General features: G+C 69.8%; 26 protein-coding genes. 11 read left to right on the top strand and 15 right to left on the bottom strand.

The window, feature by feature from the left end; all coding sequences use genetic code 11:
* The first annotated feature begins 195 nt into the window (after window positions 1-195).
* From thiC to ACWEMY_RS27225, 6 genes are all read left to right on the top strand, one after another.
* Complete coding sequence (thiC, locus tag ACWEMY_RS27250) at window positions 196-1,815, top strand: phosphomethylpyrimidine synthase ThiC (RefSeq protein ID WP_452392321.1); 1,620 nt, start codon at window positions 196-198, stop codon at window positions 1,813-1,815.
* 96 nt (window positions 1,816-1,911) lie between these two features.
* Window positions 1,912-3,348, top strand: coding sequence for a serine hydrolase domain-containing protein (locus ACWEMY_RS27245; RefSeq protein WP_452392320.1), 1,437 nt, complete (start codon window positions 1,912-1,914; stop codon window positions 3,346-3,348).
* Window positions 3,345-4,331, top strand: a complete 987-nt coding sequence (locus ACWEMY_RS27240) for a sensor histidine kinase (protein ID WP_452392319.1) — start codon at window positions 3,345-3,347, stop codon at window positions 4,329-4,331. The genes ACWEMY_RS27245 and ACWEMY_RS27240 overlap by 4 nt, the downstream gene beginning before the upstream one ends.
* Window positions 4,328-4,972 carry a response regulator gene (locus ACWEMY_RS27235; RefSeq protein WP_452392318.1) on the top strand — a complete coding sequence of 215 codons (645 nt, stop codon included), beginning with the start codon at window positions 4,328-4,330 and terminating at the stop codon, window positions 4,970-4,972. Before ACWEMY_RS27240 ends, ACWEMY_RS27235 begins: the two co-directional genes overlap by 4 nt.
* 56 nt (window positions 4,973-5,028) lie before the next feature.
* Window positions 5,029-5,253: a hypothetical protein gene (locus ACWEMY_RS27230; protein ID WP_452392317.1), complete on the top strand. Its 225-nt coding sequence runs from the start codon at window positions 5,029-5,031 to the stop codon at window positions 5,251-5,253.
* Window positions 5,254-5,287: 34 nt separating this feature from the next.
* Window positions 5,288-6,082: a thioesterase family protein gene (locus ACWEMY_RS27225; protein WP_452392316.1), complete on the top strand. Its 795-nt coding sequence runs from the start codon at window positions 5,288-5,290 to the stop codon at window positions 6,080-6,082.
* Between the two features lie 67 nt (window positions 6,083-6,149).
* Here the strand turns inward: ACWEMY_RS27225 and ACWEMY_RS27220 are convergent, their stop codons facing one another.
* The 5 genes from ACWEMY_RS27220 to ACWEMY_RS27200 form a co-directional block, all read right to left on the bottom strand.
* Window positions 6,150-6,479 carry an ArsR/SmtB family transcription factor gene (locus ACWEMY_RS27220; protein WP_375930956.1) on the bottom strand — a complete coding sequence of 110 codons (330 nt, stop codon included), beginning with the start codon at window positions 6,477-6,479 and terminating at the stop codon, window positions 6,150-6,152.
* Window positions 6,469-6,903 (bottom strand): SRPBCC domain-containing protein, encoded by a 435-nt coding sequence (locus tag ACWEMY_RS27215; RefSeq protein WP_452392315.1) that lies wholly within the window; start codon window positions 6,901-6,903, stop codon window positions 6,469-6,471. Before ACWEMY_RS27215 ends, ACWEMY_RS27220 begins: the two co-directional genes overlap by 11 nt.
* 141 nt (window positions 6,904-7,044) lie before the next feature.
* Complete coding sequence (locus ACWEMY_RS27210; RefSeq protein ID WP_452392314.1) at window positions 7,045-7,887, bottom strand: DUF559 domain-containing protein; 843 nt, start codon at window positions 7,885-7,887, stop codon at window positions 7,045-7,047.
* A gap of 165 nt (window positions 7,888-8,052) precedes the next feature.
* The gene (locus ACWEMY_RS27205) at window positions 8,053-9,567 is read right to left on the bottom strand and encodes an MFS transporter (RefSeq protein WP_452392313.1); all 1,515 of its coding nucleotides are present in this window, start codon (window positions 9,565-9,567) and stop codon (window positions 8,053-8,055) included.
* A gap of 110 nt (window positions 9,568-9,677) precedes the next feature.
* Window positions 9,678-10,241 carry a TetR/AcrR family transcriptional regulator gene (locus tag ACWEMY_RS27200; RefSeq protein WP_375930970.1) on the bottom strand — a complete coding sequence of 188 codons (564 nt, stop codon included), beginning with the start codon at window positions 10,239-10,241 and terminating at the stop codon, window positions 9,678-9,680.
* A gap of 39 nt (window positions 10,242-10,280) precedes the next feature.
* On the opposite strand from ACWEMY_RS27200, the gene ACWEMY_RS27195 reads away from it, so the two are divergent.
* The gene (locus tag ACWEMY_RS27195; RefSeq protein ID WP_452392312.1) at window positions 10,281-11,525 is read left to right on the top strand and encodes a KasA/KasB family beta-ketoacyl-ACP synthase; all 1,245 of its coding nucleotides are present in this window, start codon (window positions 10,281-10,283) and stop codon (window positions 11,523-11,525) included.
* 45 nt (window positions 11,526-11,570) lie between these two features.
* On the opposite strand, the gene ACWEMY_RS27190 is transcribed toward ACWEMY_RS27195, so the two are convergent.
* The 4 genes from ACWEMY_RS27190 to ACWEMY_RS27175 form a co-directional block, all read right to left on the bottom strand.
* Entirely contained in the window at window positions 11,571-12,566 is a 996-nt protein-coding gene (locus tag ACWEMY_RS27190; RefSeq protein ID WP_452392311.1) for an ABC transporter substrate-binding protein, read from the bottom strand.
* A 57-nt stretch (window positions 12,567-12,623) separates the two neighbouring features.
* Window positions 12,624-13,373: an ABC transporter ATP-binding protein gene (locus tag ACWEMY_RS27185; protein WP_452392310.1), complete on the bottom strand. Its 750-nt coding sequence runs from the start codon at window positions 13,371-13,373 to the stop codon at window positions 12,624-12,626.
* 40 nt (window positions 13,374-13,413) lie between these two features.
* The gene (locus tag ACWEMY_RS27180; RefSeq protein ID WP_452392309.1) at window positions 13,414-14,220 is read right to left on the bottom strand and encodes an ABC transporter permease; all 807 of its coding nucleotides are present in this window, start codon (window positions 14,218-14,220) and stop codon (window positions 13,414-13,416) included.
* A gap of 171 nt (window positions 14,221-14,391) precedes the next feature.
* Entirely contained in the window at window positions 14,392-15,528 is a 1,137-nt protein-coding gene (locus ACWEMY_RS27175) for a GTP-binding protein (protein ID WP_452392308.1), read from the bottom strand.
* A gap of 77 nt (window positions 15,529-15,605) precedes the next feature.
* Here ACWEMY_RS27175 and thiD point away from each other — a divergent pair, with 77 nt between their 5' ends.
* Window positions 15,606-16,445, top strand: a complete 840-nt coding sequence (gene thiD / locus ACWEMY_RS27170; protein WP_452392307.1) for a bifunctional hydroxymethylpyrimidine kinase/phosphomethylpyrimidine kinase — start codon at window positions 15,606-15,608, stop codon at window positions 16,443-16,445.
* 132 nt (window positions 16,446-16,577) lie between these two features.
* On the opposite strand, the gene ACWEMY_RS27165 is transcribed toward thiD, so the two are convergent.
* Entirely contained in the window at window positions 16,578-17,303 is a 726-nt protein-coding gene (locus ACWEMY_RS27165; RefSeq protein WP_452392306.1) for a TetR/AcrR family transcriptional regulator, read from the bottom strand.
* A gap of 109 nt (window positions 17,304-17,412) precedes the next feature.
* Here ACWEMY_RS27165 and ACWEMY_RS27160 point away from each other — a divergent pair, with 109 nt between their 5' ends.
* Window positions 17,413-18,042, top strand: coding sequence for a class I SAM-dependent methyltransferase (locus ACWEMY_RS27160; protein ID WP_452392305.1), 630 nt, complete (start codon window positions 17,413-17,415; stop codon window positions 18,040-18,042).
* Here ACWEMY_RS27160 and ACWEMY_RS27155 read toward each other — a convergent pair.
* Window positions 18,039-18,527 (bottom strand): DUF6790 family protein, encoded by a 489-nt coding sequence (locus ACWEMY_RS27155; RefSeq protein ID WP_452392304.1) that lies wholly within the window; start codon window positions 18,525-18,527, stop codon window positions 18,039-18,041. The genes ACWEMY_RS27160 and ACWEMY_RS27155 overlap by 4 nt on opposite strands.
* A 120-nt stretch (window positions 18,528-18,647) precedes the next feature.
* Between ACWEMY_RS27155 and ACWEMY_RS27150 the strand changes: the two genes are divergently transcribed.
* Together ACWEMY_RS27150 and ACWEMY_RS27145 are read left to right on the top strand one after the other, a co-directional pair.
* A complete protein-coding gene (locus ACWEMY_RS27150; protein WP_452392303.1) occupies window positions 18,648-19,907 on the top strand; it encodes a glycosyltransferase in 1,260 nt (419 codons plus the stop codon).
* A complete protein-coding gene (locus ACWEMY_RS27145) occupies window positions 19,904-22,015 on the top strand; it encodes an ArnT family glycosyltransferase (protein ID WP_452392302.1) in 2,112 nt (703 codons plus the stop codon). The genes ACWEMY_RS27150 and ACWEMY_RS27145 overlap by 4 nt, the downstream gene beginning before the upstream one ends.
* 66 nt (window positions 22,016-22,081) lie before the next feature.
* Here the strand turns inward: ACWEMY_RS27145 and ACWEMY_RS27140 are convergent, their stop codons facing one another.
* The 4 genes from ACWEMY_RS27140 to ACWEMY_RS27125 all read right to left on the bottom strand — a co-directional run bounded on the left by ACWEMY_RS27140 (window position 22,082) and on the right by ACWEMY_RS27125 (window position 24,178).
* Window positions 22,082-22,513: a PIN domain-containing protein gene (locus ACWEMY_RS27140; protein ID WP_452392301.1), complete on the bottom strand. Its 432-nt coding sequence runs from the start codon at window positions 22,511-22,513 to the stop codon at window positions 22,082-22,084.
* Window positions 22,504-22,710, bottom strand: coding sequence for a DUF2191 domain-containing protein (locus ACWEMY_RS27135; RefSeq protein WP_375931009.1), 207 nt, complete (start codon window positions 22,708-22,710; stop codon window positions 22,504-22,506). Before ACWEMY_RS27135 ends, ACWEMY_RS27140 begins: the two co-directional genes overlap by 10 nt.
* Window positions 22,711-22,779: 69 nt before the next feature.
* Window positions 22,780-23,391 carry a TetR/AcrR family transcriptional regulator gene (locus ACWEMY_RS27130; RefSeq protein WP_452392300.1) on the bottom strand — a complete coding sequence of 204 codons (612 nt, stop codon included), beginning with the start codon at window positions 23,389-23,391 and terminating at the stop codon, window positions 22,780-22,782.
* Window positions 23,392-23,395: 4 nt separating this feature from the next.
* A complete protein-coding gene (locus tag ACWEMY_RS27125) occupies window positions 23,396-24,178 on the bottom strand; it encodes an enoyl-CoA hydratase family protein (RefSeq protein WP_452392299.1) in 783 nt (260 codons plus the stop codon).
* Window positions 24,179-24,300: the final 122 nt, after the last annotated feature.

The raw sequence follows: 24,300 nt of genomic DNA, 5'->3' as shown, positions 1-24,300 counted from the left end.
CGTAGGCGACGAAGGAGCAAGCAACGGCCTCCCATCGGCGGGACATAAGGGGCCGCGAACTCGAGCGCGCCAGCGCTCCAACAAGCACGGGGGCTCGCACCAGCGGGCTGAGAGGACGGCTAGCCCATTTCGGGCGGTCAGGGCTGTCGACCGTATGAACCTGACCGGGTAATGCCGGCGTAGGGAGGAACCACCATGGGCACAGCCACGTCTGTCACCACCGGCCCCATCGAGGGCAGCGTCAAGCACTACAAAGAGGTCGATGGCCTGCGCATTCCGGTGCGCCGGATCAATTTGACCAATGGGACCACGTTCGACGTCTTCGACACTTCCGGCCCGTACACCGACGACACGGCGGTGATCGATCTCGAGGCCGGTCTACCCAAGCTGCGCGACGAGTGGGACCGGCCCACCGTCGACGGCCCGCCCACCCAGCTGCACTGGGCGCGCCAGGGCATCGTCACCCCGGAGATGCGTTTCATCGCCGCCCGCGAGGGCGTCGCGCCGGAACTGGTGCGCGAGGAGGTCGCCGCCGGTCGCGCGGTGATCCCGGCCAACCACAGGCACCCGGAGCTCGAGCCGACCATCATCGGCAAGAAGTTCCTGGTCAAGATCAATGCCAATATCGGCAACTCGGCGGTGTCGTCCTCGATCGCCGAGGAAGTCGAGAAGATGGTGTGGGCCTCGCGCTGGGGCGCCGACACCATCATGGACCTGTCCACCGGCAAGAACATCCACGAGACCCGCGAGTGGATTCTGCGCAATTCCCCCGTCCCGATCGGCACCGTGCCGATCTACCAGGCGCTGGAGAAGGTGAACGGCGATCCCACGAAGCTCACCTGGGAGTTGTACCGCGACACCGTGATCGAGCAGTGCGAGCAGGGCGTGGACTACATGACCGTGCACGCGGGCGTGCTGCTGCGTTACATCCCGCTCACGGCCAAGCGTGTCACCGGCATCGTCTCGCGCGGCGGGTCCATCATGGCAGCGTGGTGTCTGGCCCATCACCAGGAATCGTTCCTGTACACACACTTCCGCGAACTGTGCGAGATCCTGGCGCGCTACGACGTCACCTTCTCCCTCGGTGACGGTCTGCGTCCCGGCTCCATCGCCGACGCCAACGACGCGGCCCAGTTCGCCGAACTACGCACCCTGGGTGAGCTCACCAAGATCGCGAAATCCTATGGCGTGCAGGTGATGATCGAGGGCCCCGGTCACGTGCCCATGCACAAGATCGTGGAGAACGTGAAGCTCGAGGAAGAGCTCTGCGAGGAAGCCCCGTTCTACACCCTGGGCCCGCTGGCCACCGATATCGCGCCCGCCTACGACCACATCACCTCCGCCATCGGCGCCGCGATCATCGCCCAGGCGGGCACCGCCATGCTCTGCTACGTCACCCCGAAGGAGCATCTCGGCCTGCCCAACCGCGACGACGTCAAGGTCGGCGTGATCACCTACAAGATCGCCGCCCACGCCGCCGACCTGGCCAAGGGCCACCCGCACGCCCAGGACCGCGACAACGAATTGTCCAAGGCCCGTTTCGAATTCCGCTGGCACGACCAGTTCGCGCTCTCGCTCGACCCGGATACCGCCCGCGAATACCACGACGAGACACTGCCCGCCGAGCCCGCCAAGACCGCCCACTTCTGCTCCATGTGCGGCCCCAAGTTCTGCTCCATGCGTATCTCCGCCGACGTGCGCGAATACGCCGAGAAGCAGGGCCTCACCGACGTGGCGGCCATCGAGGCGGGCATGGCCGAGAAGTCCGCCGAGTTCGCCGACCAGGGCAACAAGGTCTACCTGCCGGTCGTCTGATCCCCGGTATCCGGCCCGCGCGTATCGACTTTCGTAGGGGGCGGTCGATCCGTTCGGCGGCATCGCCGGGGTGGGCCGGATACCTAGTTTCGGTGCATGCGCAACAGAGTTGGGGTGCTGGTCACCCTGGCCGGGGTCGTCGGCGGGCTGTTCCTGCCGACGACCGCCACGGCCGAACCCACGCGAAATGCCTTGTCCACCCATGCGTTCGATGAGTTCTTGGCGCGCGCGGCGACCGATACCGGACTGCCGGGAGTCTCGGCGGTGATCACGAGGGACGGGCAGATCGTGCACGCGGCGGGATATGGGCACGACTCCACCGGCGCGGCGATCACCGCCCACACCCCTATGCGTGTCGCCTCGCTGACCAAGGCTTTCACGGCCATGGCGGTGATGACGCTGGTCGAGGACGGCGCCATCGGACTGGACCGGCCGGTGGCGGACCAGCTGCCCGAGTTCCGCACCGCCGATCCGCGCTCGGACCGAATCACCGTGCGCCAGTTGCTGAACCAGACCTCGGGCTTGTCCGACCGTGGCGCCGATATCGGCGCCACCGCGACCGCCGGGTCGCTCCAGCAGTACACCGCCACCCTCCGGACCGCGACACTCACCGCCGAGCCGGGCACCCGCTGGGCCTACACGAACGTCAACTACAACCTCGCCGCACGCCTGGTCGAGGTGGCGAGCGGATCGGACTTCGGGGAGTTCGTGCGGCAGCGCATCTTCACCCCCCTCGGCATGCCGGATTCAGCCCTCGACGACGACACCATCACTCCGGCAGCCGGTTTCAACTCCCTGTTCGGCCAGTGGATCGCCCGCGCCGAACTCCCCGGCTTCCTCGACGGCAGCGGCGGCGTGATCACCACCGCCGCCGACCTGGGCCGCTGGCTGATCAGCCAATCCGGCGACGGCCCGCAACTGGTACGCCCCGAAAGCCTGGCACTGATGTACGCCCCGACCCCGGTGCGCGACTACGGCATGGGCTGGGGCCTCGACACCGACCACGGCGCACCGCTGATCACCCATTCCGGCAACCTGTTCACCTACACCTCGGCCGCCGCGCTGGACCCGTCCACCGGCTACGGCTTCGCGGTCCTGGTCAACAGCGCCGCTCTGCACGACGACGCGTACGAGATCCTCACCGGGCTGGTCGCACTGGGCCGGGGCGAGCATCCCGCACCGCTGGTGGACACCCGGCTGCGCATGGAAGCCGTCCTCGTGGCGGTCATCGCGGGCGCGCTGGGGCTCGGTGTCGCCGGGGTGGTCCGCGCCCGCCGGTGGGCCGACCGGCGCGGGCACTCCCGATGGTGGTGGACGGTGCTGCGTTGCCTGCCCGCCGCCGCGCCGATCGCGCTGTTCGCGGCCTTCCCTCAGGCGTTGTCGGTGCTGATGAACGGGCGAACGGTGACCTGGGCGCAACTCACCTACTTCCCCGCCCCACTCACCATCACCCTGCTGACCTGCGCATTCGCCGGTGCGGCGACCCTGATCGCCCGCCTGCTCCGGCTGCGCTCGCTAGGCTCGCTCCGATGAGGAACTACGCCGGGCTCACGCTGATCGCGGCCGCGTGCGCGCTCAACGGCTTCTTCCTCGACGCCCTGCCCGCCTGGCGCCAGGCAGTGTTCGCCGGGCTCGCCGTCGCCGCCTATCTGTACGGCCGCCATGTGCCGGTCGGCCGGGGCTGGCTGGTGCAGGCAGTCGTCGCGGTACCCGCGCTGGTCTATTGCGCGGTGGATTTCTCCGTCGGCGTCGGGGCGATGCTGAGCCAGGGGGTGTTCGTCGTGTTGCCGTGGCTGGCCGGTCGGTTCCGCGGGCAGCAGGCGGAGCTGATCGTCGTGGGCCGGGAGCGGGTCGCGCGGCTCGAACAGGAGCAGACGCTCCTCGCCGAACGGGTCGCCCTGGCCGAGCGTGCCCGCATCGCCGCCGACATGCACGATTCGCTCGGGCACGATCTCGCCCTCATCGCCCTGCAAGCCGGTGCGCTCGAACTGTCCGCCGACCTCACGGAGCCGAACCGCGCTGCCGCGCAACGGCTACGGGCCGCCGCCGTCACCGCGACCGATCGCCTGCGCGGCACCGTGGCGGTGCTGCGGGACGGTGCCGCGTCGTCCACGCCGCGCGACGAGCCCGTCAGCGCGCTGGTTCAACGCGCTGTCGACGCGGGCATGCGGGTCGACCTGCGTCTCCCGGAGGATGGAGATCCTTTGCCGCCCTTGACAGATCGCGCGATCTACCGGGTGGTCCAGGAATCCCTCACCAATGCCGCCCGCCACGCACCCGGCGCTGCGGTGACGATCTCCGTCGACCGGACACCGGAAGACACCACCATCACCATCGCGAATCCCCTCCGCGACAGCGCAATCCCCGCGATCGAGCGCGAGGCCGCCGGACGTCGGCCTGGGAGCGGCCTCGCCGGACTGCGCGAGCAAGCCCACCTGGTCGGGGGCACTTTGGCCGCAGGTCCCGAAGGCCACGACTTCGTCGTACGAGCCCAGTTCCCGGCGGCAGCACCATGATCCGCGTCCTGCTCGCCGACGACGAGATGATGATCCGCGCCGGTATCCGTTCGATCCTCACCACCGACCCCGGCATCGAGGTCGTCGCCGAGGCCGGTGACGGCCGCGAAGCGGTCGAACTGACCCGCGCGCACCGGCCGGATGTGGTGCTGATGGATGTGCGGATGCCGCGACTGGACGGTCTGACCGCCGCGGCCCAGGTGCGGGACCTGGCCGCCGTCATCATCCTCACCACCTTCGACGAGGACGACTACGTCACCGCCGCACTCGACGCGGGCGCCGCCGGATTCCTGCTCAAGGCGTCCGACCCCCGGGAACTGCTGCTCGGTGTCCACGCGGTCGCCGGCGGCGGTGCCTACCTGTCACCGCGTATCGCGAAGAAGGTGATCGCCCGCTGGGACGGTGGCGGCTTCGCGAACGGGTCCGCGGCGCGGGCACGGATCGCCGGGCTCACCGAACGGGAGCGCGCCGTGCTCGCCGGGGTCGGGCGCGGCCTGTCCAACCAGGACATCGGCGCGGAGCTGTTCGTGGCGGAGTCCACGGTGAAGGCGCACGTCAGCGGCATCCTGCGCCGCCTCGGCCTGAACAACCGCGTCCAGGCCGCCGTCCTCGCCCACGAGGCAGGACTCACCGGCCGCTGACATGCCCCCGGATTTCGGGGGCATCGCGTATCCACGCCGGTCAGTAAGGTGCAGGCATGTCTGCTCGTATGAAACGTCTCGCCGCCGGTGCCCTCGCGGCCGCCGCCGTGTCCATCGCCGCCCCGCTCGGGACCGCCCAGGCGGCCGCGCCGCTGCCGGTGGCCGACAGTGGGTCCTCGTCGCTGGGATGCACGTCCACCGACATCAACCCGTGCCCGATCCGTCCGCTGCTCGACCTGTGGACCTCGCTGCTGAGCGGTTCCTCCGGCGGCGGTCAGTAGGACCCCACCCCGGCCCCCGGGTAGCGTCGGCGGTATGGCCGATGCCTTCTATCTTCCGGACCCGGCTGATCCGGGCCGGTTCGAGTCGACTGAGCTCACCCGGGGGCCGTGGTCGCCCGACGCGCAGCATGCCGGGCCGCCCTCTGCGCTGCTCGGGCACGTGATCGAACGGTGCGCCCCGCGCGACGGGTTCCAGGTGGGCCGGGTCGCGGTGGAGATCCTCGGGCCGGTGCCGCTGGCCCCGTTGACCGCGCGGGCGGAGGTGGTGCGGTCGGGGCGCAGTGTGGAGCTGATCGAGGCGACGCTGTCCACCGAGCGCGGGCCGGTCATGCGGGCCACCGCGTGGCGGCTCAAGCTCGCCGATCCGCCACTCGACCTGCCGGTGGAATTCCTGCCCAGCGGCTCCCGGACCCTGCCCGCGGAGACCGCACCGGAGATGTTCCCGTCGGATCAGCCGGTCGGCTTCCACACCGGCATCGAATACCGGTTCACCGCAGGCACTTTCGCGCAGCCCGGTCCGGCGGTGTGCTGGATCCGGTTGAAGTACCCGATCGTCGCGGGGACCACGCCGAGTCCACTGGAACGCACCCTGGCCGCCGCCGATTCCGGCAATGGCGTGAGCTCGGTGCTGGATTGGTCGAAGTACCTGTTCATCAATACCGATCTGACCGTGTCTCTGCACCGCCACCCGGTCGGCGAATGGGTCTGTCTGGACGCGGTCACCCATCCCCAGCCGCACGGCATCGGTCTGGCCGAATCGGCCCTGTTCGACGAGACCGGGCCGATCGGCCGCAGTACTCAAACGCTGCTCATCGCCCCGCGCGGGTAGTCCGTGCGCGGTGTCCGGACCCGCTACCAGGCCGGACTCGCGTCACTGCTCGATCCGTCCGTCCGGCTCAGCCGTCCAGGTGCCTGCGTAGCGCGTCGAGCGGTCCGTCCCAGTCCCTGGCCAGCGCCGCCAGGAACTGCTGAGCCACCCGCATGGGCGCCGAGTCGAGGCGGTAACGCACCCGGCGCCGCTCCCCCGGTTCCGCGACCACCAGGCCCGCATCGGCCAGCAGCGCAAGGTGTTTGGCGATCGCCTGCCGGGTGATGGGCAGGCGATCGGCCAGGTCGGTCGCGGTGGCGGGGCCGTCGGCGGAGAGCGTGGCCAGTACCGCGCGCCTGCTCGGATCGGCCAGCGCGACGAAGACCCGCTCGGCGGTGGCCTCCGGTTCAGGCCGCATCGAGGTATTCGACCAACTCACCCAGTTCACTCTTCCAGCCGTCGGTGTTGCCGCCGAAGGCCGCCTGGTACGCGTCCTCGGGCAGCTGCGCGAAACCGCTCTCCACCACCGTCAATCGCGTGCCCGCACCGGCCGGTTCCAGGGTGAACTCCACGTAGGTGCGCCGCGGGTCGTCCTCGGGCAGGCCGTAGATCTGCCAGGTGAAGCCGAACACCGAGGGTTCTTCCACTCGTTCCACCCGCATGTTCGCCACGTGGCCGCCCTCGGTCCACGTCATCCGCGCCGCGCCGCCGGGACGCAGGTCGATGGTGGCGGTGTCGCCGAACCAGCTCGCGAGTCCTTCCGCGGTGGTGATCGCGGCCCACACCTTCACCGGCGGATGGGCGAGCTCGACGGTCCGCACGATCTGATCTGGAAAGCCCATGATCTCCTCCTTTATAGCAACCTGTTAGTTGCTATCCAATATATAGCAACCACTTGATTGCATCAAGGGCGGTCTTGGAGTATTCGTGCAATCGACTTGCCGCCAGTCAGTTTCGTGACCGCACGGCGCCGAATCGCACGACTACGCCAGCCTGCGGTGGAAACGACGGCGCCGGACCACACGCTCGACCTCGTCGGCGCACTCGTCGAGATGGTGCAGGATGTCGTGCGCCGAGTACCGGAGCACGAACCAGCCGTGGATCACCAACCAGTTCTGACGGCGACGGTCGCGACGAAACGTCATCCGGTCGCTGTGGTACTCCCACCCATCGATCTCCACCACCGTCCGGCTCCGCAGGTCGACGAAATCGCAGAAGAACGGGCCGATCGATTCGTTCGGCGACAGCGACAGATCGCGGCGAGCCAGCGCCCGCGCGAACAGGCGCTCGGGTTCGGACAGCGACCGTCGCGCCGCCTGCCGCAATTGTTTACGCAAGAGCGGAACACCTGCCCTGCCCGTCGCGCACAGGCTCGACAACGCGGCCGGGTCGACCGTGCGGAACAGGTGGTCGTCGATCAGCCGGTCGGCCTCGGGCTCCGGGAGCACGGTCAGGCAGTCGAGCACAGTCTGCGCGGCGGTGGTCACCGGGAATTCGGCGAGGTCGTCCAGGACATCGGCGGGGAGGTCGCGGCGGTAGAGGCGCAGCCAGGGCGGCGTCTTGCGGTAACGCGACGGCGGGACTGTCGCTTCGAACACCTCCGGTTCGGGCAGCATCGCGTGCAGCCATGCCGAGGTCCGGTGGCTCAGATGCGCGTCGGGTAGCCATTCGACGATCGCCGCGCAGCGCGCCACTGCCGTCGGCGTGCCCTCGCAGTAGACACCCGGGAGCAGCCGGACGTATCGACCCCGGCGGCATCGATCACCGATCGTGCTCGACGCGATACCCTCCGCGACCAATTGCGCGCGTGTGACGACCCTGTCCATGTGGGGAGTCTGCGCCGTGCCGTCACGAGAATTCCGCCACCGAGCGAGGGTTGGGGATAAGTCGGGGGTGTGGAGGAATGGCGTAGACGTGCGAAACGACCTCCTCCAGTCAGGATTTCGAATGCCGACCGGCCGATCGCACGATCATGCCGGTCCTTACCGAGGTCAGTGTCCGCCGGTGACCCGGAAACCGCGCGGGACCAGCAGGACGGTGCCGACGGCGACCCCGGCGATGACGACGGCGGAGATGACGGAGGTGGTGGTCAGGGCGGAGTCGAAGGCGTGTTCGGCGGCGTGCAGGAGATCGGTGCGGGCCGGTTCGGGGAGGTCCTCGGCGACCTCGGCCGCGCCGCCGACCGAACCGGCGGCCTGGTCGAGCCGGTCGGGCGGGACGGGCAGATTCGTCATGTGCTGACTGAAGATGCGGGCGTGCAGGCTGCCGAGCAACGCGACACCGAAGCCGACGCCGACCTCGTAGTTGGTCTCCTCCACCGCACCCGCCTGGCCCGCGCGGTCGGCGGGCACGGCACCGACCAGCACGGCGGCCGCCGCGGTCACCGCCATGCCGTCGCCGAGGCCGAAGGAGACCAGGACCAGCGCGATCACCGGATAGGTCGTCGGTTCCGGGCTCACCGCCAGCAGCAGGAAGCCCAGCGCCACCGCGCCGAGACCGACGCCGAGCACTGTGCGCACCCCGAGTTTCTCCATCAGGAACGGGGTGAGCAGCGAGGCGGTGAGCAGGGTGAGCGCGGCGGGCAGCATGCGGATACCGGCCTGCGAGGGGCTGTAGCCGTGGACGTATTGCAGCCACAGCGACACCAGGAACATGGCCGCGCCGATGGCCATCATGGCCAGCAAGGTGGCGACCGCCGCCGCGGTGAAGGCGCCGTTACGGAAGAGCCGCACATCCAGCAGCGGGTCGGTGGCGGTGAGCTGACGGCGCACGAACCACACCATCGCGGCGAGGCCGAGCAGCAGGATCGCCCAATCGACCGCGCTCGCCTCGCCTTTGGCGAGATGCTTGATTCCCCAGGCCAAGCACACGATCCCGGTGATCGAGAGCGCCGCGGCGAACCAGTCGAGCCCACCGGCCTGCGGCGCCCGGTATTCCGGCAGCACCCACAGCCCCACCAGTACCGTCACCAGCACGACCGGCACGTTCAGCCAGAAGGCCGACGCCCAGCCGAAGTGCTCGACCAGGAAGCCGCCGATGATCGGCCCGACCGTCGCGCCGACACCCGCGACCGCGGCCCAGATCCCGATGGCCATGGTGCGCTCGCGCGCGTCGGTGAAGATATTGCGGATCAGCGAGAGCGTGGAGGGCATCACCATGGCGCCACCGACGCCGAGCAGCACACGTCCACCGATGAGCTGGGCCGAAGTGGTCGCGGTCGCGGCGATCACCGAGGCGATGCCGAAGAGCACGAAACCGCTGAGGAACAACAGCTTCCGGCCCACCCGGTCGCCGATGGCGCCCGTGGTGATGAGCAGGCCGCCGAGCACCAGACCGTAGATGTCGATGATCCACAGCTGTTCGAGCGGGCCGACCTGGAGGTCGTCGATGAGCGAGGGCAGCGCGACATTGAGAATCGTGGCGTCCATCGCGACCAGCAACAGACTGGCGCACAGCACGCCGAGCATCACCCATCGCACCGCACCGTAACTCCGCGCTTCGGCCACCGGTTCACCTCGCGTCGTCGCCGCATCTCCGCCACCGTCAACCTACCGACCGCACCCGTCCGGCCGCGGCAACCAGCAACCTCCCGGCACGTCCGCCGCCGGACCCGGCCTCAGCGCTCGGGCAGCACCGCGTCGACGAGCGTGCGGGCGGCCCGGGTGGTGCGTTCCCGGTCGCCGGTGATCAGCCGATCCTGGATGATCCCGCGCATCCCCGAGATGAGCAGCGTCGCCACCACCTCGGGGTCCTCGGCGAGACCCGTGCGGCCCAGCGCGGCCGCGAACGCGGTGACGAAGGTGGCGATGGCGGCGTCCGCGTAGTCCCGGTACGGCGAATCGGGAGCGCAGGCGGCACCGAGTACCTGGAGCAGCACGCGCACGCTGTCGGTCTCGGCGCCGTCGGCATTGAGGTCGAAGAAGCCGAGCAGCCGGTCGCGCAGCTGGGCCGCCTCGGTGACGTCGGCGAACACCGCGCCCACGTCGGGCCGCTGCGTGGCCAGGGCCTGGACCAGCAGTTCCTCCTTGGTCCCGAAGTAGTAGATGAGCATGCGCGAGCTGGTGCCGAGGGCGGCGGCCAGCGGTCGCAGCGACAGCTCGGCCAGACCGTTGGCGGCGATATAGGCGACGACACCGGCCAGCAGTTCGGCGCGCTTGCGATGGTCGAGAGGACGGGCCATGGGTTGACTGTAGCGAGTGCTACAGGTATTCATGACGCCATGACTGTACCGATCGCTTCAGAAACTCGGGACGACGTCGTGGTGACGGGATACGCGGCGACCACCGCCCTGGCCGACACCATGGACGAGACCTGGGTGCGGCTGCTGCGCGGGGAGAGCGGAATCCGCGCGCTGGCACCGGAATTCCTCGCCGAACACGATCTGCCGGTACGGATCGGCGGCCCGCTGGTGACCCCACCGGACGCCGAGCTGACGCGCGTCGAGCAGCGTCGGCACTCCTACGTCGAGCGCATGGCGCTGGCACTCGGCCGCCAGGTCTGGCAGGCGGCGGGCGCACCCGGGGTCGACCCGGAACGACTGGCCGTCGCGATCGGTACCGGGCTCGGCGGCGGTGACGCGCTGATCGACGCGGTCGACGCCATGCGGGCGGGTGGCTATCGCAAGGTGTCGCCGCTGGCCGTGCCGATGGTGATGCCGAACGGGCCCGCGGCCACGGTCGGGCTCGAAATCGGCGCGCGGGGCGGGGTTTTCGCGCCGGTGTCGGCGTGCTCGTCGGGCTCGGAGGCCATCGCGCACGCCTGGCGGCTGATCCGCACCGGCGAGGCGGATGTGGTGGTCACCGGCGGCGTCGAGGGGCATATCGACCCGGTGCCCATCGCCGGGTTCGCCATGATGCGGGCGATGAGCACCCGCAACGACGCACCCGAGCGCGCGTCGCGGCCGTTCGAGCGCGACCGCGACGGGTTCGTCTTCGGGGAAGCCGGGGCACTGCTGGTCCTGGAATCCGAGCGGCACGCGAAAGCCCGCGGCGCCCGGGTGCACGGCCGCGTACTCGGCGCGGGCATCACCTCCGACGCCTTCCACATCGTGGCCTCCGATCCTGCGGGCACCGGCGCCGCGCGGGCCATGCGCAAGGCGATACAGACTGCGGGACTTCAGCCTTCGGAGATCGGGCACGTGAACGCGCACGCCACCTCGACCCCGGTGGGCGATGCTTCCGAGGCCGCGGCCATCACCGCCGTCACCCCACACGCCCCGGTCTACGCGCCGAAATCCGCGCTCGGCCATTCGATCGGCGCGGTGGGCGCGCTGGAATCACTGATCACCTTGCTGAGCCTGCGTGAGCAGATCGTCCCGCCCACACTGAATTTCGACAATCCCGACCCCGCGATCGAACTCGACATCGTGGCCGGTTCCGCGCGTCCACAGCGGATGGACTACGCGGTGAGCAATTCGTTCGGCTTCGGCGGACACAATGTCGCCCTCACCTTCGGCACAGCGTGACGGCGCCCCCGATCCGCGAATCAGGGGCGCCGCGTAGGGTTTTCGTCAGGGCTTGTCGAATCGGGTGTCGACGAAGGACTTGAAGTCGACCTTGCCGGGCAGGGCCTTGGCGTCGGTGAAGGCGTCGGCGATCTCCTGCTCGGAGGCCACCACGTCGTCGGTGAGCTTGATCGGCTCCTTGATCGAGCGGGTCCAGGTGGTGCGCGAGGCGTCGACGCTGATCTGGGTGAGCTCGGCGTACTTGGTCGACCAGGTGTCGAGGTTGTCCGAGGACCACTTGGTGGCGGCGGCGTAGCGCTGGAAGAAGTCGGCGAGAGCGGCGGACTTGCACGCGTCGGCGACGGTCTTGTTGCCCGCGACCCAGAAGTTGTAGCCGTTGGCGGCCTGGTCGGCGGTGGCGATCGACTTGGCGCCGATCTCCTTCTCCGCGATGGCGGTGTAGGGGTCCCAGGTGGCCCAGGCTTCGACATCGCCGCGGGTCAGCGCGGTGTAACCGTCGGCGGGCGAGAGGTAGACCGGCTCCACATCGCTGAGCGACAGGCCCGCCTTCTTCAGTTGCAGCAGCAGATTGGCATTGGCGGAGCTGCCCTTGTAGACGGCGACCTTCTTGCCCTTGAGCCCGGCTACCGAGTTCACCGTCGAGTCCTTGCCGACCAGGATCGCGTCACCCTTGCCGGTGGCCGAGAGCGCGCCGACGATCTTCACATCGGCGTCGGCGGCCGCGCCGAAGATGACCGGGGTGTTGCCGGTCTGGGCGATATCGATACCGCCCGCGCTGGCCGCCTCGACCAGCGGGAGCCCGGCGGTGAAGGTGGAGAACTCGATCTTGTACGGCAGGTTCTCCAGCTGTCCCGATGCCTTGAGCAGCACCTCGATCGAAATCGCCTTCTGGTCGCCGACTTTCAGCGTGACGGTACTGAGGTCGACCGGACCCGAGGGCGCCGCGTCGGTGGCCGCGTCGTCACCGCAGGCGCTCAGCGAGAGCGCGGCGACGACGGCGAGGGCGAGCCCGGCCAGGCGAGACTTCGGAGTGCGTTTCACAGGAACTACTTTCGTGCGTCGGGTGGAGCGGTCGGCGCGGTGCGCCGGGTGGGTGGGTCAGTGGGTGACGCCGAGCAGCGTGAGCAGCTGGGTGGCGTAGTCGGCGACCTCCGGCGAACCCGCGGTGCGCGGGCGGGGCAGGTCGATGGACACGTCGGCGGCGATGCGGCCCTCGTCCAGGACGAGCACGCGATCGGCCAGGGTGATGGCCTCGAGCACGTCGTGGGTCACCAGCAGCACACCGAAGGCGCGCTGTTCGTGCAGGCCGAGCAGCAGTTCGTGCATGGTCAGGCGGGTGAGCGCGTCGAGGGCGCCGAAGGGTTCGTCGAGCAGCAGCAGGGTCGGCTCGGCCACCAGGGCCCTGGCCAGCGCCGCGCGCTGGGCCTCGCCGCCGGACAGCGTGAGCGGCCAGGCGTCGGCGCGACCGGCCAGGCCCACCTCGGCGAGCAGTTCGCGCGCGGCCTTCTCGTCGGCGCGGCGGTTGCGCGGCTTGGGCCTGCCGAGGGCGACATTGCGCACCACCGGCTGCCACGGGATCAGCCGCGCCTCCTGGAAGACGATGGTCGGTCTGCCTGCCACGGTCACCTCGCCGCGACTCGCGGTGTCGAGGCCGCCGAGGATGCGCAGCAGGGTCGACTTGCCCGAGCCGCTGCGCCCGACCAGCGCGACGATCTCGCCCGCGCCGAGTTCGAGGTCGATGCCGTCGAGGACGGTGCGCTCACCGAAGCGCTTGCCCAGACCGGTGATTCGCGCGGCCGGGGTGCGGGTGGACTTGCTGGGCAGGGGGGTGACGGCGGCAGCGGTCATGACGGGAACCTCGCGATCGAGCGGCGGCGGGTGACGGACATCAGCGATGGACCGCCGGGCGCCACCGCAGGGCGCGGCGTTCGAGCAGGCGCACGATCGAGTCGGTGAGCAGGCCGAGCAGGCTGTAGATCACCAGGCCGAACACCACGATGTCGGTGCGCAGGAATTCGCGTGCGTTGTTGACCACGAAACCCAGGCCCGCGCTGGCATTGATCTGTTCGGCCACGATCAGCGAGAGCCAGGCGATGCCGAGGCTCTGCCGCACGCCGACCAGGATCTGCGGCAGCGCGCCGGGCAGGATCAGCAGCCGCAGGCGTTCACCAAGGCCGAGTTGCAGGGCGCTGCCGAGTTCGAGCAGCTTGGGGTCGAGCTGGCGGATGCCGGAGAAGGTGTTGAGATACAGCGGGAAGAACACGCCGAGCGCGATCAGGTAGACCTTCGGCTCCTCGCCGATGCCGAACCAGATGATGAACAGCGGGATCAGCCCGAACAGCGGGATGGTGCGGATCATCTGCAACGGCGGGTCCACCGCGTATTCGCCGATCCGGCTCAGCCCCGCGAGCACGCCCAGCGCCAGCGCCAGCACCGCGCCGAGCGCGAACCCGTGGAGCGCGCGCCCACCCGAGACGAGCAGTGCCTCACCGAGCTGCCCGGACCGGTAGATCTCGAGCCCGGCGTCGAAGACCTTCGACGGCGCGGGCAGTTTCTTGGCCGGAATCCAGCCGCTGCTGCTGCCGATCTGCCAGATCAGCAGCAGCACGACCGGCGAGAGCGCACGCAGAAACCCGGCACGGCGGTACAGCGGAACCCGGCGCGCCCCGGTCTCGGTGGGCTTCTCCAACAGCATGCGAGCATGGTGCCCGCCGGGCCACACCCGCCGACAGGGTTGGAATCAGCTCGAGAATTTCTCGGCGCGCGGCCTCGGTGCCGCGGCCCACGCTCCCCTCATCGGTGCGTGGGTCGCGGCCCTTTCGAATCATGCACCAGCGCAGTGACTTCCGCGCAACATTGCGGTGGATCAGTGGTGGTCGTGGAGTTCGCTCCAGGCGGGGAAGGGGTCGGGGTAGGTGGTCCAGGTGGTGGGGCCCGCGGCGTATTCGGGGTCGGTGAGCAGGGCGGCGTCGAGGGCGCGGCGGACGGCGGGGGCGTCGAGGCGCACGCCGATGAACACGATTTCCTGGCCGGGCGGTACCTCGAGCGCGGACCACCAGGCGCCCGGTTCGAAGGTCAGGTTCGGGCCCGCCTGGGACCAGATGGCGGCCAGTTCGGGGCGGCTGGCGACCCAGCAGAATCCCTTGCTGCGCAACATGCCTCGCAGTCCAGAGAGGGCTTCGGCAAGACGGTCCGGGTGGAAGGGCCGGTCGGCGACGTAGGTGAGGCTGCTGATGCCGTATTCCTCGGTCTCCGGGGTGTGGCCGCCCGCGAGTTCCTCGGCCCAGCCCTCGGCCTCGGCGGCGACGAGCGGGTTGTAGCGGCCGGTGTCGAGTACCTCCGCCAGCTCGACGACACCCTTCTCGGTGCGCAGCACCCGGGCACGCGGGTTGAGCCTGCGCACGGTGGCCTCGACGGTGGCGGCCGCATTGGCGCTCACCAGGTCGGTCTTGTTGATCAGCAGCACGTCGGCGAACTCCACCTGGTCCACCAGCAGGTCCGCGATGGTGCGCGAATCCCCTTCGCCCGCTTCGAGTTCGCGCTCGGCCAGCGCCTGGCCGCGCACCAGCTCGGCCAGGAAGGTGGACGCGTCCACGACGGTGACCATGGTGTCGAGCCGGGCGATCTCGCCGAGGCGGAAGCCGTCCTCGAATTCCCAGTCGAAGGTGGCGGCCACCGGCATGGGCTCGGAGATACCGGTGGACTCGATCACCAGCTGGTCGAAGCGGCCCGCGCGCGCCAGCCGGGCGACGGCCTCGATCAGGTCCTCGCGCAGGGTGCAGCAGATGCAGCCGTTGGTGAGCTCGACCAGTTTCTCCTCGGTGCGGTCGAGGTGCCCCTGCCCGGCGACCAGGGCGGCGTCGATGTTCACCTCGCTCATGTCGTTGACGATCACCGCGACCCGGCGGCCGTCGCGGTTGGCGAGCACGTGGTTGAGCAGGGTGGTCTTGCCCGCGCCGAGGAACCCGGAAAGGACGGTGACGGGGAGGGAGGTTGTGGTCACGAGTTAATGATAATGGTTTTCATTTGCATAGCTCGGGCGGGGTCCCGGACCAGGCCCGGCGGCCGTAGGGTGACACCGTGAAGATGTTGCCGCTGACCCCCGATGGCCAGACCCCCGTCCGCGCGCTCACCATCGCGGGCACCGACTCCGGCGGCGGCGCCGGAATCCAGGCCGATTCGCGGACGATGGCGCTGTGCGGCGTGCACGCCTGCGTCGCGGTCGCGGCGGTGACCGTGCAGAACACGGTGGGCGTCAGCGGGTTTCACGAGATCCCGGCGCACATCGTCGCGGACCAGGTGCGGGTGGTGGTGCGCGATATCGGGATCGGCGCGGCCAAGACCGGCATGCTCGCCTCCACCGCCATCATCGAGTCGGTGGCCGGGGTGTGCCGCGAACTCGGGATCGGGCGCGACGGCACGATTCCGCTCGTCGTCGACCCCGTCGCGGCCTCCATGCACGGCGACCCGCTGCTGCACGCCGAGGCACTCGACGCGGTGCGCAATACGCTGATCCCGTTGGCCACCGTCGTCACCCCGAACCTGGACGAGGTCCGGCTGATCACCGGCATCGAGGTGGTCGACGACACGACCGCCCGCAAGGCCGCCGAGGCGCTGCACGCGCTGGGCGCGCAGTGGGCGATCGTCAAGGGCGGGCACCTGCGCACCTCGCAGGTGAGCACCGACCTGCTCTACGACGGCGACACCTTCCGCGAATACACCGCCCCGCGCATCGCCACCGGCAACGACCACGGCGGCGGCGACACCCTGGCCGCGGCCATCGCCAGCGCCCTGGCCAACGGCTATTCCGTGCCCGACGCCGTCGAATTCGCCAAGGAATGGACCTACCGCTGCCTGGCCGCCTCCTACGACCTCGGCGCGGGCCACGGCCCGGTCTCGCCGCTGTGGCGCCTGCACTGAGCCGCCCAGAGTGTGCGTGGCGTCACAATTTTGTCGGTGGGCGGGTTCATACTGAACTCGCCGCACCCCCACCGGTTCCAATGACGTAGCCGGCGAGAACAACGGAGTTCGCGCCGGGCGCGGCAGAACGTTTCAGTTGGCGATGAACGCGTCGCGTAGCGGCTGTGACAGGTCCACGCGGACCTCGTTGAAGCTGGCATGCGCTCGAGCCAGGGCCGAGATGCTCTCGGCCAGATACTCCACGAAACGCTCCACCGGCATCGCCGAGACCTCGCGCTGATTCGCGCCGAGCCACCAGTCCGTGGCCGAGGCCACCGCGCCGAAAATCGAATAGGTCACCAGCTCGATCCCGGCCACGTCGATCGATTCCGTCGGCAGCAGGCCCGCGAAGAACTCGGCCGCCCGGCGCGCGGATTGCCGCGCCGCCTCCAGCGCCCGCTCGGTCTCCTTGGCCTGCTGACTGAAGTGGCTGTGCAGCATGAACCGGAAGACGTTCGGATGCTCCGACACCACCGACACGTACGCGGCGGCGCCGGTGCGTACCAGCTCGGCCACGGAGTCGCCGGTGAGATCCACGCTGGTGAGCACCCGCTCCCAGAGCATGTCGCGCACGCGGTCGACGATGGCGTTGTAGAGGTCGGTCTTGTCCTCGAAGTGGCGGTAGAGCTTGGGCTTGGCGGCGCCTGCCTCCTTGGCGATATCGCCCATGCTCACGTCGGGGCCCACCCGGTCCAGCGCACGGAAGGCGGCGTCGACGAACTGGATTCTGACCTGCACGCGATGCTCGCGCCAGCGTTCGGTGCGCGCATCGACACGACGACCCGGTGCCTCGCCTGATTTCGGGTAACCGCGCGTCACAAACAGGAGCTTATTGTCGGCGCGGGGCGCTATCGCTGGCAGGGGTTGTCTTTGCCGGAACGGCAAGAAATGTTGCGCGTTTCTCCGGGGCGCCCGCACGATGGACCGCATGACCGATACCACCACCCCCACCGCCGAAGAGTTCTGGGAAGGCTTCTACCGCGACCGCGAGCAGGTCTGGACCGGCAGGGTCAACCCGCTGCTGGTCCGCGAGGCCGACGGCCTGACGCCCGGCACCGCCCTGGACCTGGGCTGCGGCGAGGGCGGCGACGCGATCTGGCTGGCCGAACGCGGCTGGCGGGTCACCGCCGTCGACATCTCCACCGTCGCCATGGAACGCGGCGGGCGCCGCGCCCGCGAGGCCGGGCTGAGCATCCACTGGGAGCGCCACGACCTGACCGACAGCTTCCCGGCGGGCACCTTCGACCTGGTCTCCGCGCAGTTCCTGCACTCGCCGGTGGAGCGCCCCGACGAGCGCGCGGTGATCCTGCGCCGCGCCGCCGAGGCTGTCGCCCCCGGTGGCGCGCTGGTGATCGGCGGGCACCACGGCTGGCCGAGCTGGGTCACCGAACCGCCGCACCACGTCGAGTTCCCCACCATCGAGCAGGTCCTCGACCAGCTCGCGCTGGGACCGCAGTGGCAGGTGGAGACCGCCGAACTCGTCTACAGCCCCTCGACCAGCCCCGACGGGGTGGTCGGCGAGCGCGCCGACAGCGTGCTGCGCGTGCGCCGCGGCTAGCCGGCCTTCGGCACCGCGTCGCCGTCGCGGTGCCGCGAGAGCAGGTAGAGCACCCACATGACGATCGGCAGCAGCAAGTCCGTCCACAGCGGGATACCGATGTTGTAGGGCTTGGTGTTGTCCTCGGCGATCCAGAAGTAGAGGTGCCCGGCCGCGTCGCCCCAGTACTGGATGCTCAGCACGACGATCACGCACAGCCAGAAGTGGCCGCGGAACCAGTAGGCCATGATGCCGACCACGCCGATGGCCAGGTCGCCCATCGCGTTCTCCCACTGGAAACCGCCGTCGCCGCGGGTGTAACCGATCTGCTCGGCGACCTGCGGTCCGTCGAAGATGTGGGCGGCCGCGCCGAGCACCGACGCGACGCCCACCACGGCCACCATCCACCAGACCAGGTGGATGTCGGCCGCCGGGCGGTCCGGGTGCCTGCGGATCTGGACGAACGCGCCGATCAGGGCGATCAGCACGGCGATAACGGTGGGCATCAGCGCCTCCCGAGTCGTCGAACCTCCCCATTTTAGCTGGTGAGGGCGCTGCGCGGGGTTCCAAGCAACCTCCCAGCTCGGTCCCAGCTCGGTGGCAGCGGGGGCATCGAGGGTGGTGCCATGACTCAGACCGAGGCCGAGCCGAAGGCCACGCCGAGCAGCCGGGCCCCGGTGCTCGACGTGGTGATACCCGTCTACAACGAGGAAACCGATCTGGGGCTGTGCGTGCGCAGGCTGCACGCCTACCTGCGCGACGGATTCCCCTTCACCGCGCGCATCACCATCGCCGACAATGCCAGCACCGACGCCACCCTCGCGGTCGCTCAGCTGCTGGCGGGCGAGCTCGACGGGGTGCGGGTGCTGCACCTGGACGCGAAGGGACGCGGGCGTGCGCTGCGCGCGGCGTGGAGCGCGTCGGACGCGGCGGTGGTCGCGTACATGGACGTCGACCTGTCGACCGATCTGAACGCGCTGCTGCCGCTGGTCGCGCCACTGGTGTCGCGACATTCCGAGCTGGCCATCGGCACCCGCCTCGACGCCTCGTCCCGGGTGGTGCGCGGACCCAAGCGCGAGATCATCTCCCGCTGCTACAACCTGCTGCTGAAAACCACACTGCGGGCAGGCTTCTCGGACGCGCAGTGCGGGTTCAAGGCCATGCGCACCGAGGTCGCGCGGGAACTGCTGCCGCTCGTGCGCGACGGCGAGTGGTTCTTCGACACCGAACTGCTGGTGCTGGCCGAACGGGCCGGGCTGCGCATCCACGAGGTGCCGGTCGACTGGATCGACGACCCCGACAGCCGCGTCGACATCGTCGACACCGCCCGCAAGGACCTCAGCGGTATCTGGCGGCTCACCAAGGCGCTCACGACCGGGGCGCTGCCGCTGGCCGAACTGCGCGCCGCCGTCGGGCGCGAACCGCTGGTGCCGGGTGTGCCGCTGGGGATGGTCGGTCAGCTGGTGCGCTTCGCCGTGGTCGGTGTGAGCTCGACGCTGGCCTACATCGTGCTGTACCTGCTGCTGCAACCGCTGCTCGGCGGCCAGGGCGCCAATCTCCTGGCACTGCTGGTCACCGCTGTCGGCAATACCGCCGCCAATCGCGCCTTCACCTTCGGTGTCCGCGGGCGCCGCGACGCGATGTCGCACCAGTTCCAGGGCCTGGCCATCTTCGCCTTCGGCCTGGCCATCACCAGCGGCTCCCTGTTCGCCCTGCATCGCTGGGCACCCGATGCCGCCGTGGGAGTCGAGCTCGGCGTATTGATCACCGCGAATCTCGTTGCGACACTGTCCCGGTTCGTCGGACTGCGCTGGGTCTTCCGGCACGCGGGCGCCGACCTTCCCGAGAACGTCCGGGGAACGGACCTGCTGGAGGTGCGTCGATGACCGCCACCGTCATGGAACCGCCGACTACCGCCGAGGTCGCCACCGAGCGCCGAAAGCGCTGGGAATACCCGGCCTTGGCGGTGTTGCTGCTCGGAACCGCCGTCGCGTATCTGATCAACCTGAGTGCCAACGGCTGGGCCAATGACTTCTATGCCGCTGCGGTGCAGGCGGGTTCGCAGTCGTGGGAGGCGTTCTTCTTCGGGTCCTCCGACGCGGCCAACTCGATCACCGTCGACAAACCGCCCGCCTCGCTGTGGGTGATGGAACTGTCGGTGCGGGTGTTCGGGCTCAGCAGCTGGAGCATGCTGGTGCCGCAGGTGCTGCTCGGGGTGGCGAGCGTGGCCGTGCTGTGGGCGGCGGTGCGCCGCTCGTTCGGGGCCGCCGCCGGATTGATCGCGGGCACGGTGCTCGCGGTGACGCCCGTCGCGGTGCTGATGTTCCGGTTCAACAATCCCGACGCGCTGCTGGTGCTGTTGATGACCGCGGCTGCCTGGGCGATGACCCGCGCCGTCGCCGACGGCCGGTGGCGCTGGCTGCTGCTCACCGGCGGGCTGATCGGCTTCGGCTTCCTCGCCAAGCAGCTCCAGGTGCTGCTGGTGGTACCCGCGCTGGCACTGACCTACCTGATCGCGGGCCCGCCGAAGCTCGGCAAGCGCATCGCGCAGTTGTTCGCCGCCGGTGCCGCCATGGTGGTCGCGGCGGGTTGGTGGTTGCTGACGGTGGAGCTGTGGCCCGCCGACAAGCGGCCGTGGATCGGTGGCTCGCACGAGAATTCGATCATCGAGCTCACCCTCGGCTACAACGGCCTCGGTCGCCTCAACGGCAATGAACGCGGCAGCGTGGTCCCCGGTGGGGGCGAGATGCCCGGTGGCGGCGACTTCCCCGGTGGCGGTGGCAACGGCATGTGGGGCAGCACCGGCATCACCCGCATGTTCGACTCCGCCCAGGGCGGTCAGATCGCCTGGCTCATCCCCGCAGCCCTGCTCGGCCTGGTCGCCGGGCTGGTACTGCGCGGCCGGGCGCCGCGCACCGATCGACGCCGTGCCGCGCTGATCCTCTGGGGTGGTTGGCTTCTCGTCACCGGGTTGGTCTTCAGCTACATGGCGGGCATCTTCCACCAGTACTACACGGTGGCCCTGGCACCCGCCGTCGCCGCGCTGGTGGGCATCGCCGCGGTGCAGCTGTGGGGTGCGCGCGACCGCCTGTGGGTGCGTCTCATCTGCGCGCTGGGCGTGGGCCTCACCACCGCTACGGCCTGGATGTTGTTGTCGCGCAGCGCTTCCTTCCAGCCGTGGCTGCGCTGGACGATCCTCGTCGTCGGCGTCGTGACGACCATCGCCCTCGCTTTCCCGCTGGCGCGCAAGCAATCCCTGGCCGCCGGCCTCCTCGCGGCGTTCGTCGGTCTCGCGGGCCCCGTCGCCTATTCCGTCGACACCCTGGCGACCGCCCACACCGGCGCGATCCCCACCGCGGGTCCGAACACCGGCGGCATGCACGGGATGGGCGGCCCCGGTGGACGGCCCGGCGACGGCCGACCAGGAGCCGACGGGACCCGCGCTGACGGCATGACGCCACCTGGCGGTTCGGCGACCGACGGCACGGCAGGAGCCCCGTCCACCGACGGCTCCGCCCGACCCGACGGCCCGCCGACCGACGGCGCCCAACCGGATGGGGCCGCCCTGCCAGGCGGTACACCGAACGGATCGAGCGACGGTGGGATGCGGGGCGGGCCCGGTGGCGGCGGGTTGCTCAACGGCTCGCGGCCCAGTGACAGCATCGTCACGCTCCTCGAGCAGGACGGCACCGACTACACCTGGATAGCCGCCACGGTCGGGTCCAACAGTGCCGCCGGGTATCAGCTCGCCACCGAGCTCCCGGTCATGCCGATCGGCGGCTTCAACGGCACCGATCCGTCCCCGACACTCGAACAGTTCCAGCGGTATGTCGCGGACGGGAAGATCCACTACTTCATCGCCGGTGGACACGGCGGCCCCGGCGGCGAAAGCGCGTCGACGAGTTCGGCGATCACCGCGTGGGTCACCGAGCACTACACCGCGATCACCGTCGACGGGGTCACCCTGTACGACCTGACCCAGCCGAAGGCGTAGTCGGCTCATCCGGAACACGGCCCGGCGGAACATGATCCGCCGGGCCGTGCGCTGTTCATCGTGTCCTCAGGACTTCTCGAGGGTTCCGCGCGGCGCCACCCACCGGTGGTTCAGGTCGAGGACCGAAGCGACCGTTTCGAAATCGGCGTCGTAGTGGAACAGGACGAGGCGATGCTCGACTGCCAGTACGGCGGCGAGCAGATCGTGGATGCCGACCGCGCGATGGCGCCCGGACCGGGCGAGTTCACGCTGGACCGCGAACGCGCTGTGCCAGTGCTCGTCGTTGGTGGGCAGGTACTCGTAGGCCGCGCGGCGGCGGAACCGGATCTGTTCGTACTCCGCCGGACCGCGCGCACTGTAGAGCGCCTCGGAATCCAGCGGGGCGCAGGTCGCGACGAGGCCCGCTGTGAGCAGCGGACCGAGTTCGGCCGCGACTTCCGGATGACGCATCCGGGCGCCTGCGCTGGTATCGATGAGGTACCGCGCCGTTATCGCCATACGTCGTCACGCTGTTCCTTGTCGGCCATCTCCGCCAGGCCGCCATTGATGAGCCACTCGACTTCCGCGGCGCGCGCCCGGGCGACCACCGCGGAACTCAACGCGGCGCGCACCGTATCGGAGATCCCCGACGTCCCCAGCGCGTCCTGGGCGGACGCCAGCAACTCGTCGTCGATCTCGATCAGGCGCTTGGTCATGTCACTATCCCTCGATATATCCCCAATGTGGAGAATATATACCCAGGAAGCCGCAGGTCACAAGGGCTGTCAGCCCCCGTTGAGGGCCGCGTGCAGGGTCGCCGCCCACTGGTCGACGATCAGTTTGCGCCGGGCGGAGTCGTCGGTGAGGACATCGGCCAGGCCGAGTCCACGGGCCAGGTCGAGGGTCGCCTGGACGAGGTGGTGGTTGACCGGGTCGGAGTCGTCCACGCCCAGCGCCTCGACGGCGCGGCGGTGAGCGATGCGGCCGAAGCGGGCTTCCAGGGGGACGATGCGTTCGCGCAGGGCCGGGTCGGCGGCGGCATGGGTCCACACCTGCAGGGCCGCCTTGAACAGCGGGGAGGTGTAGGACTCGACCAGGCCGGAGACCACCGCGCGGGTGCGGCCCGCACCCTCGGCGACCTCGCTGATCGCGGTCGCCTCGGCGCTGGACTGCTCCATCCTGGTGTCGAACATGTACTCGAGGGCGGCGGTGATCAGGTCTTCCCTGGTGGGGAAGTGATGCTGGGCCGCCCCGCGCGACACCCCGGCCCGTTCGGCGACCACCGACACGGTCGCGGCCGCCCAGCCGGTCTCGGCCAGGCAGTCGATGGTGGCCTCGAGCAGCCGCTGCCGGGTGGCCCGGCTGCGGTCCTGCTTGGGTTCGTGGGGTGTCGCCATCGGACTATTGTGCCCAGCTGGGCGGGCGCTTCTGGAAGAAGGCCGTCATGCCCTCGATCACCTCGGGGGTGCCGAAGAACCCGGCCGAGCGTCGCGCGAGCTCCTCGGCCTCGACGTCGAAGCGCGCCAGCAGCGCCGAGTTGACCAGCCGCTTGGACTCGGCCAGCCCCTGCGGCGACCCCTTGCGCAGCTCGCCACACAGGCGTTTCACCTCGGCGGCGGCGTCGGCGGCCGCCACGGTGACCAGCCCGATCTGCTGGGCGGTGGCCGCGTCGAACTTCTCACCGGTGAGGAAGTACCGGCTCGCCGAGCGCTGGTCCATGCGCGGCACCAGGGTGAGCGAGATCATGAACGGCGCCATCCCGATGCGCACCTCGGTGAGCGCGAAGCTGCTGCCCGGTCCCGCCACGACGAGATCGCAGGCACCGATGATGCCCATGCCCCCGGCGCGGACATTGCCGTCGATCTGGGCGACGACCGGCTTGGGCGAGGCGAGAATGCCGCGCAGCACGTCGATCATCACGCGGGTGCGCTGATCGGCCGCGGTCGCCGGGTCGGCGGTGCTCGCCTCCTTGAGGTCGGCGCCCGCGCAGAAGGTGTCGCCGGTGTGCGCGAGGACGATGCCACGCACGGCGGGATCGGTGTTCGCCGCGTCCAGGCCCGCCAGCAGTTCACGAACGAGCTTGGAGGAGAGCGCATTACGGTTGTGCGGGGAATCGAAGGTCAGGGTGGCGAACCCGTCGACGACCTCGTAGCGGACGAACGGTGTTTCCGTCACGTCACTCATCGGGACTCCTGTTCATCCGAGGGAGAGTCGGCCGCCCCACCACCCGGGCGGGCGCCCCCCGGCCAAGTTAGGGCGCCGCCGGCCCCGCCCGTGCGGCGCGACCCAGTTATATATGAAAATAA

The organism is Nocardia sp. NPDC004415, assembly GCF_053602435.1.
The sequence above is the reverse complement of the archived record's forward strand: the minus strand, read 5'-3'. Positions and strand labels throughout refer to the sequence as shown.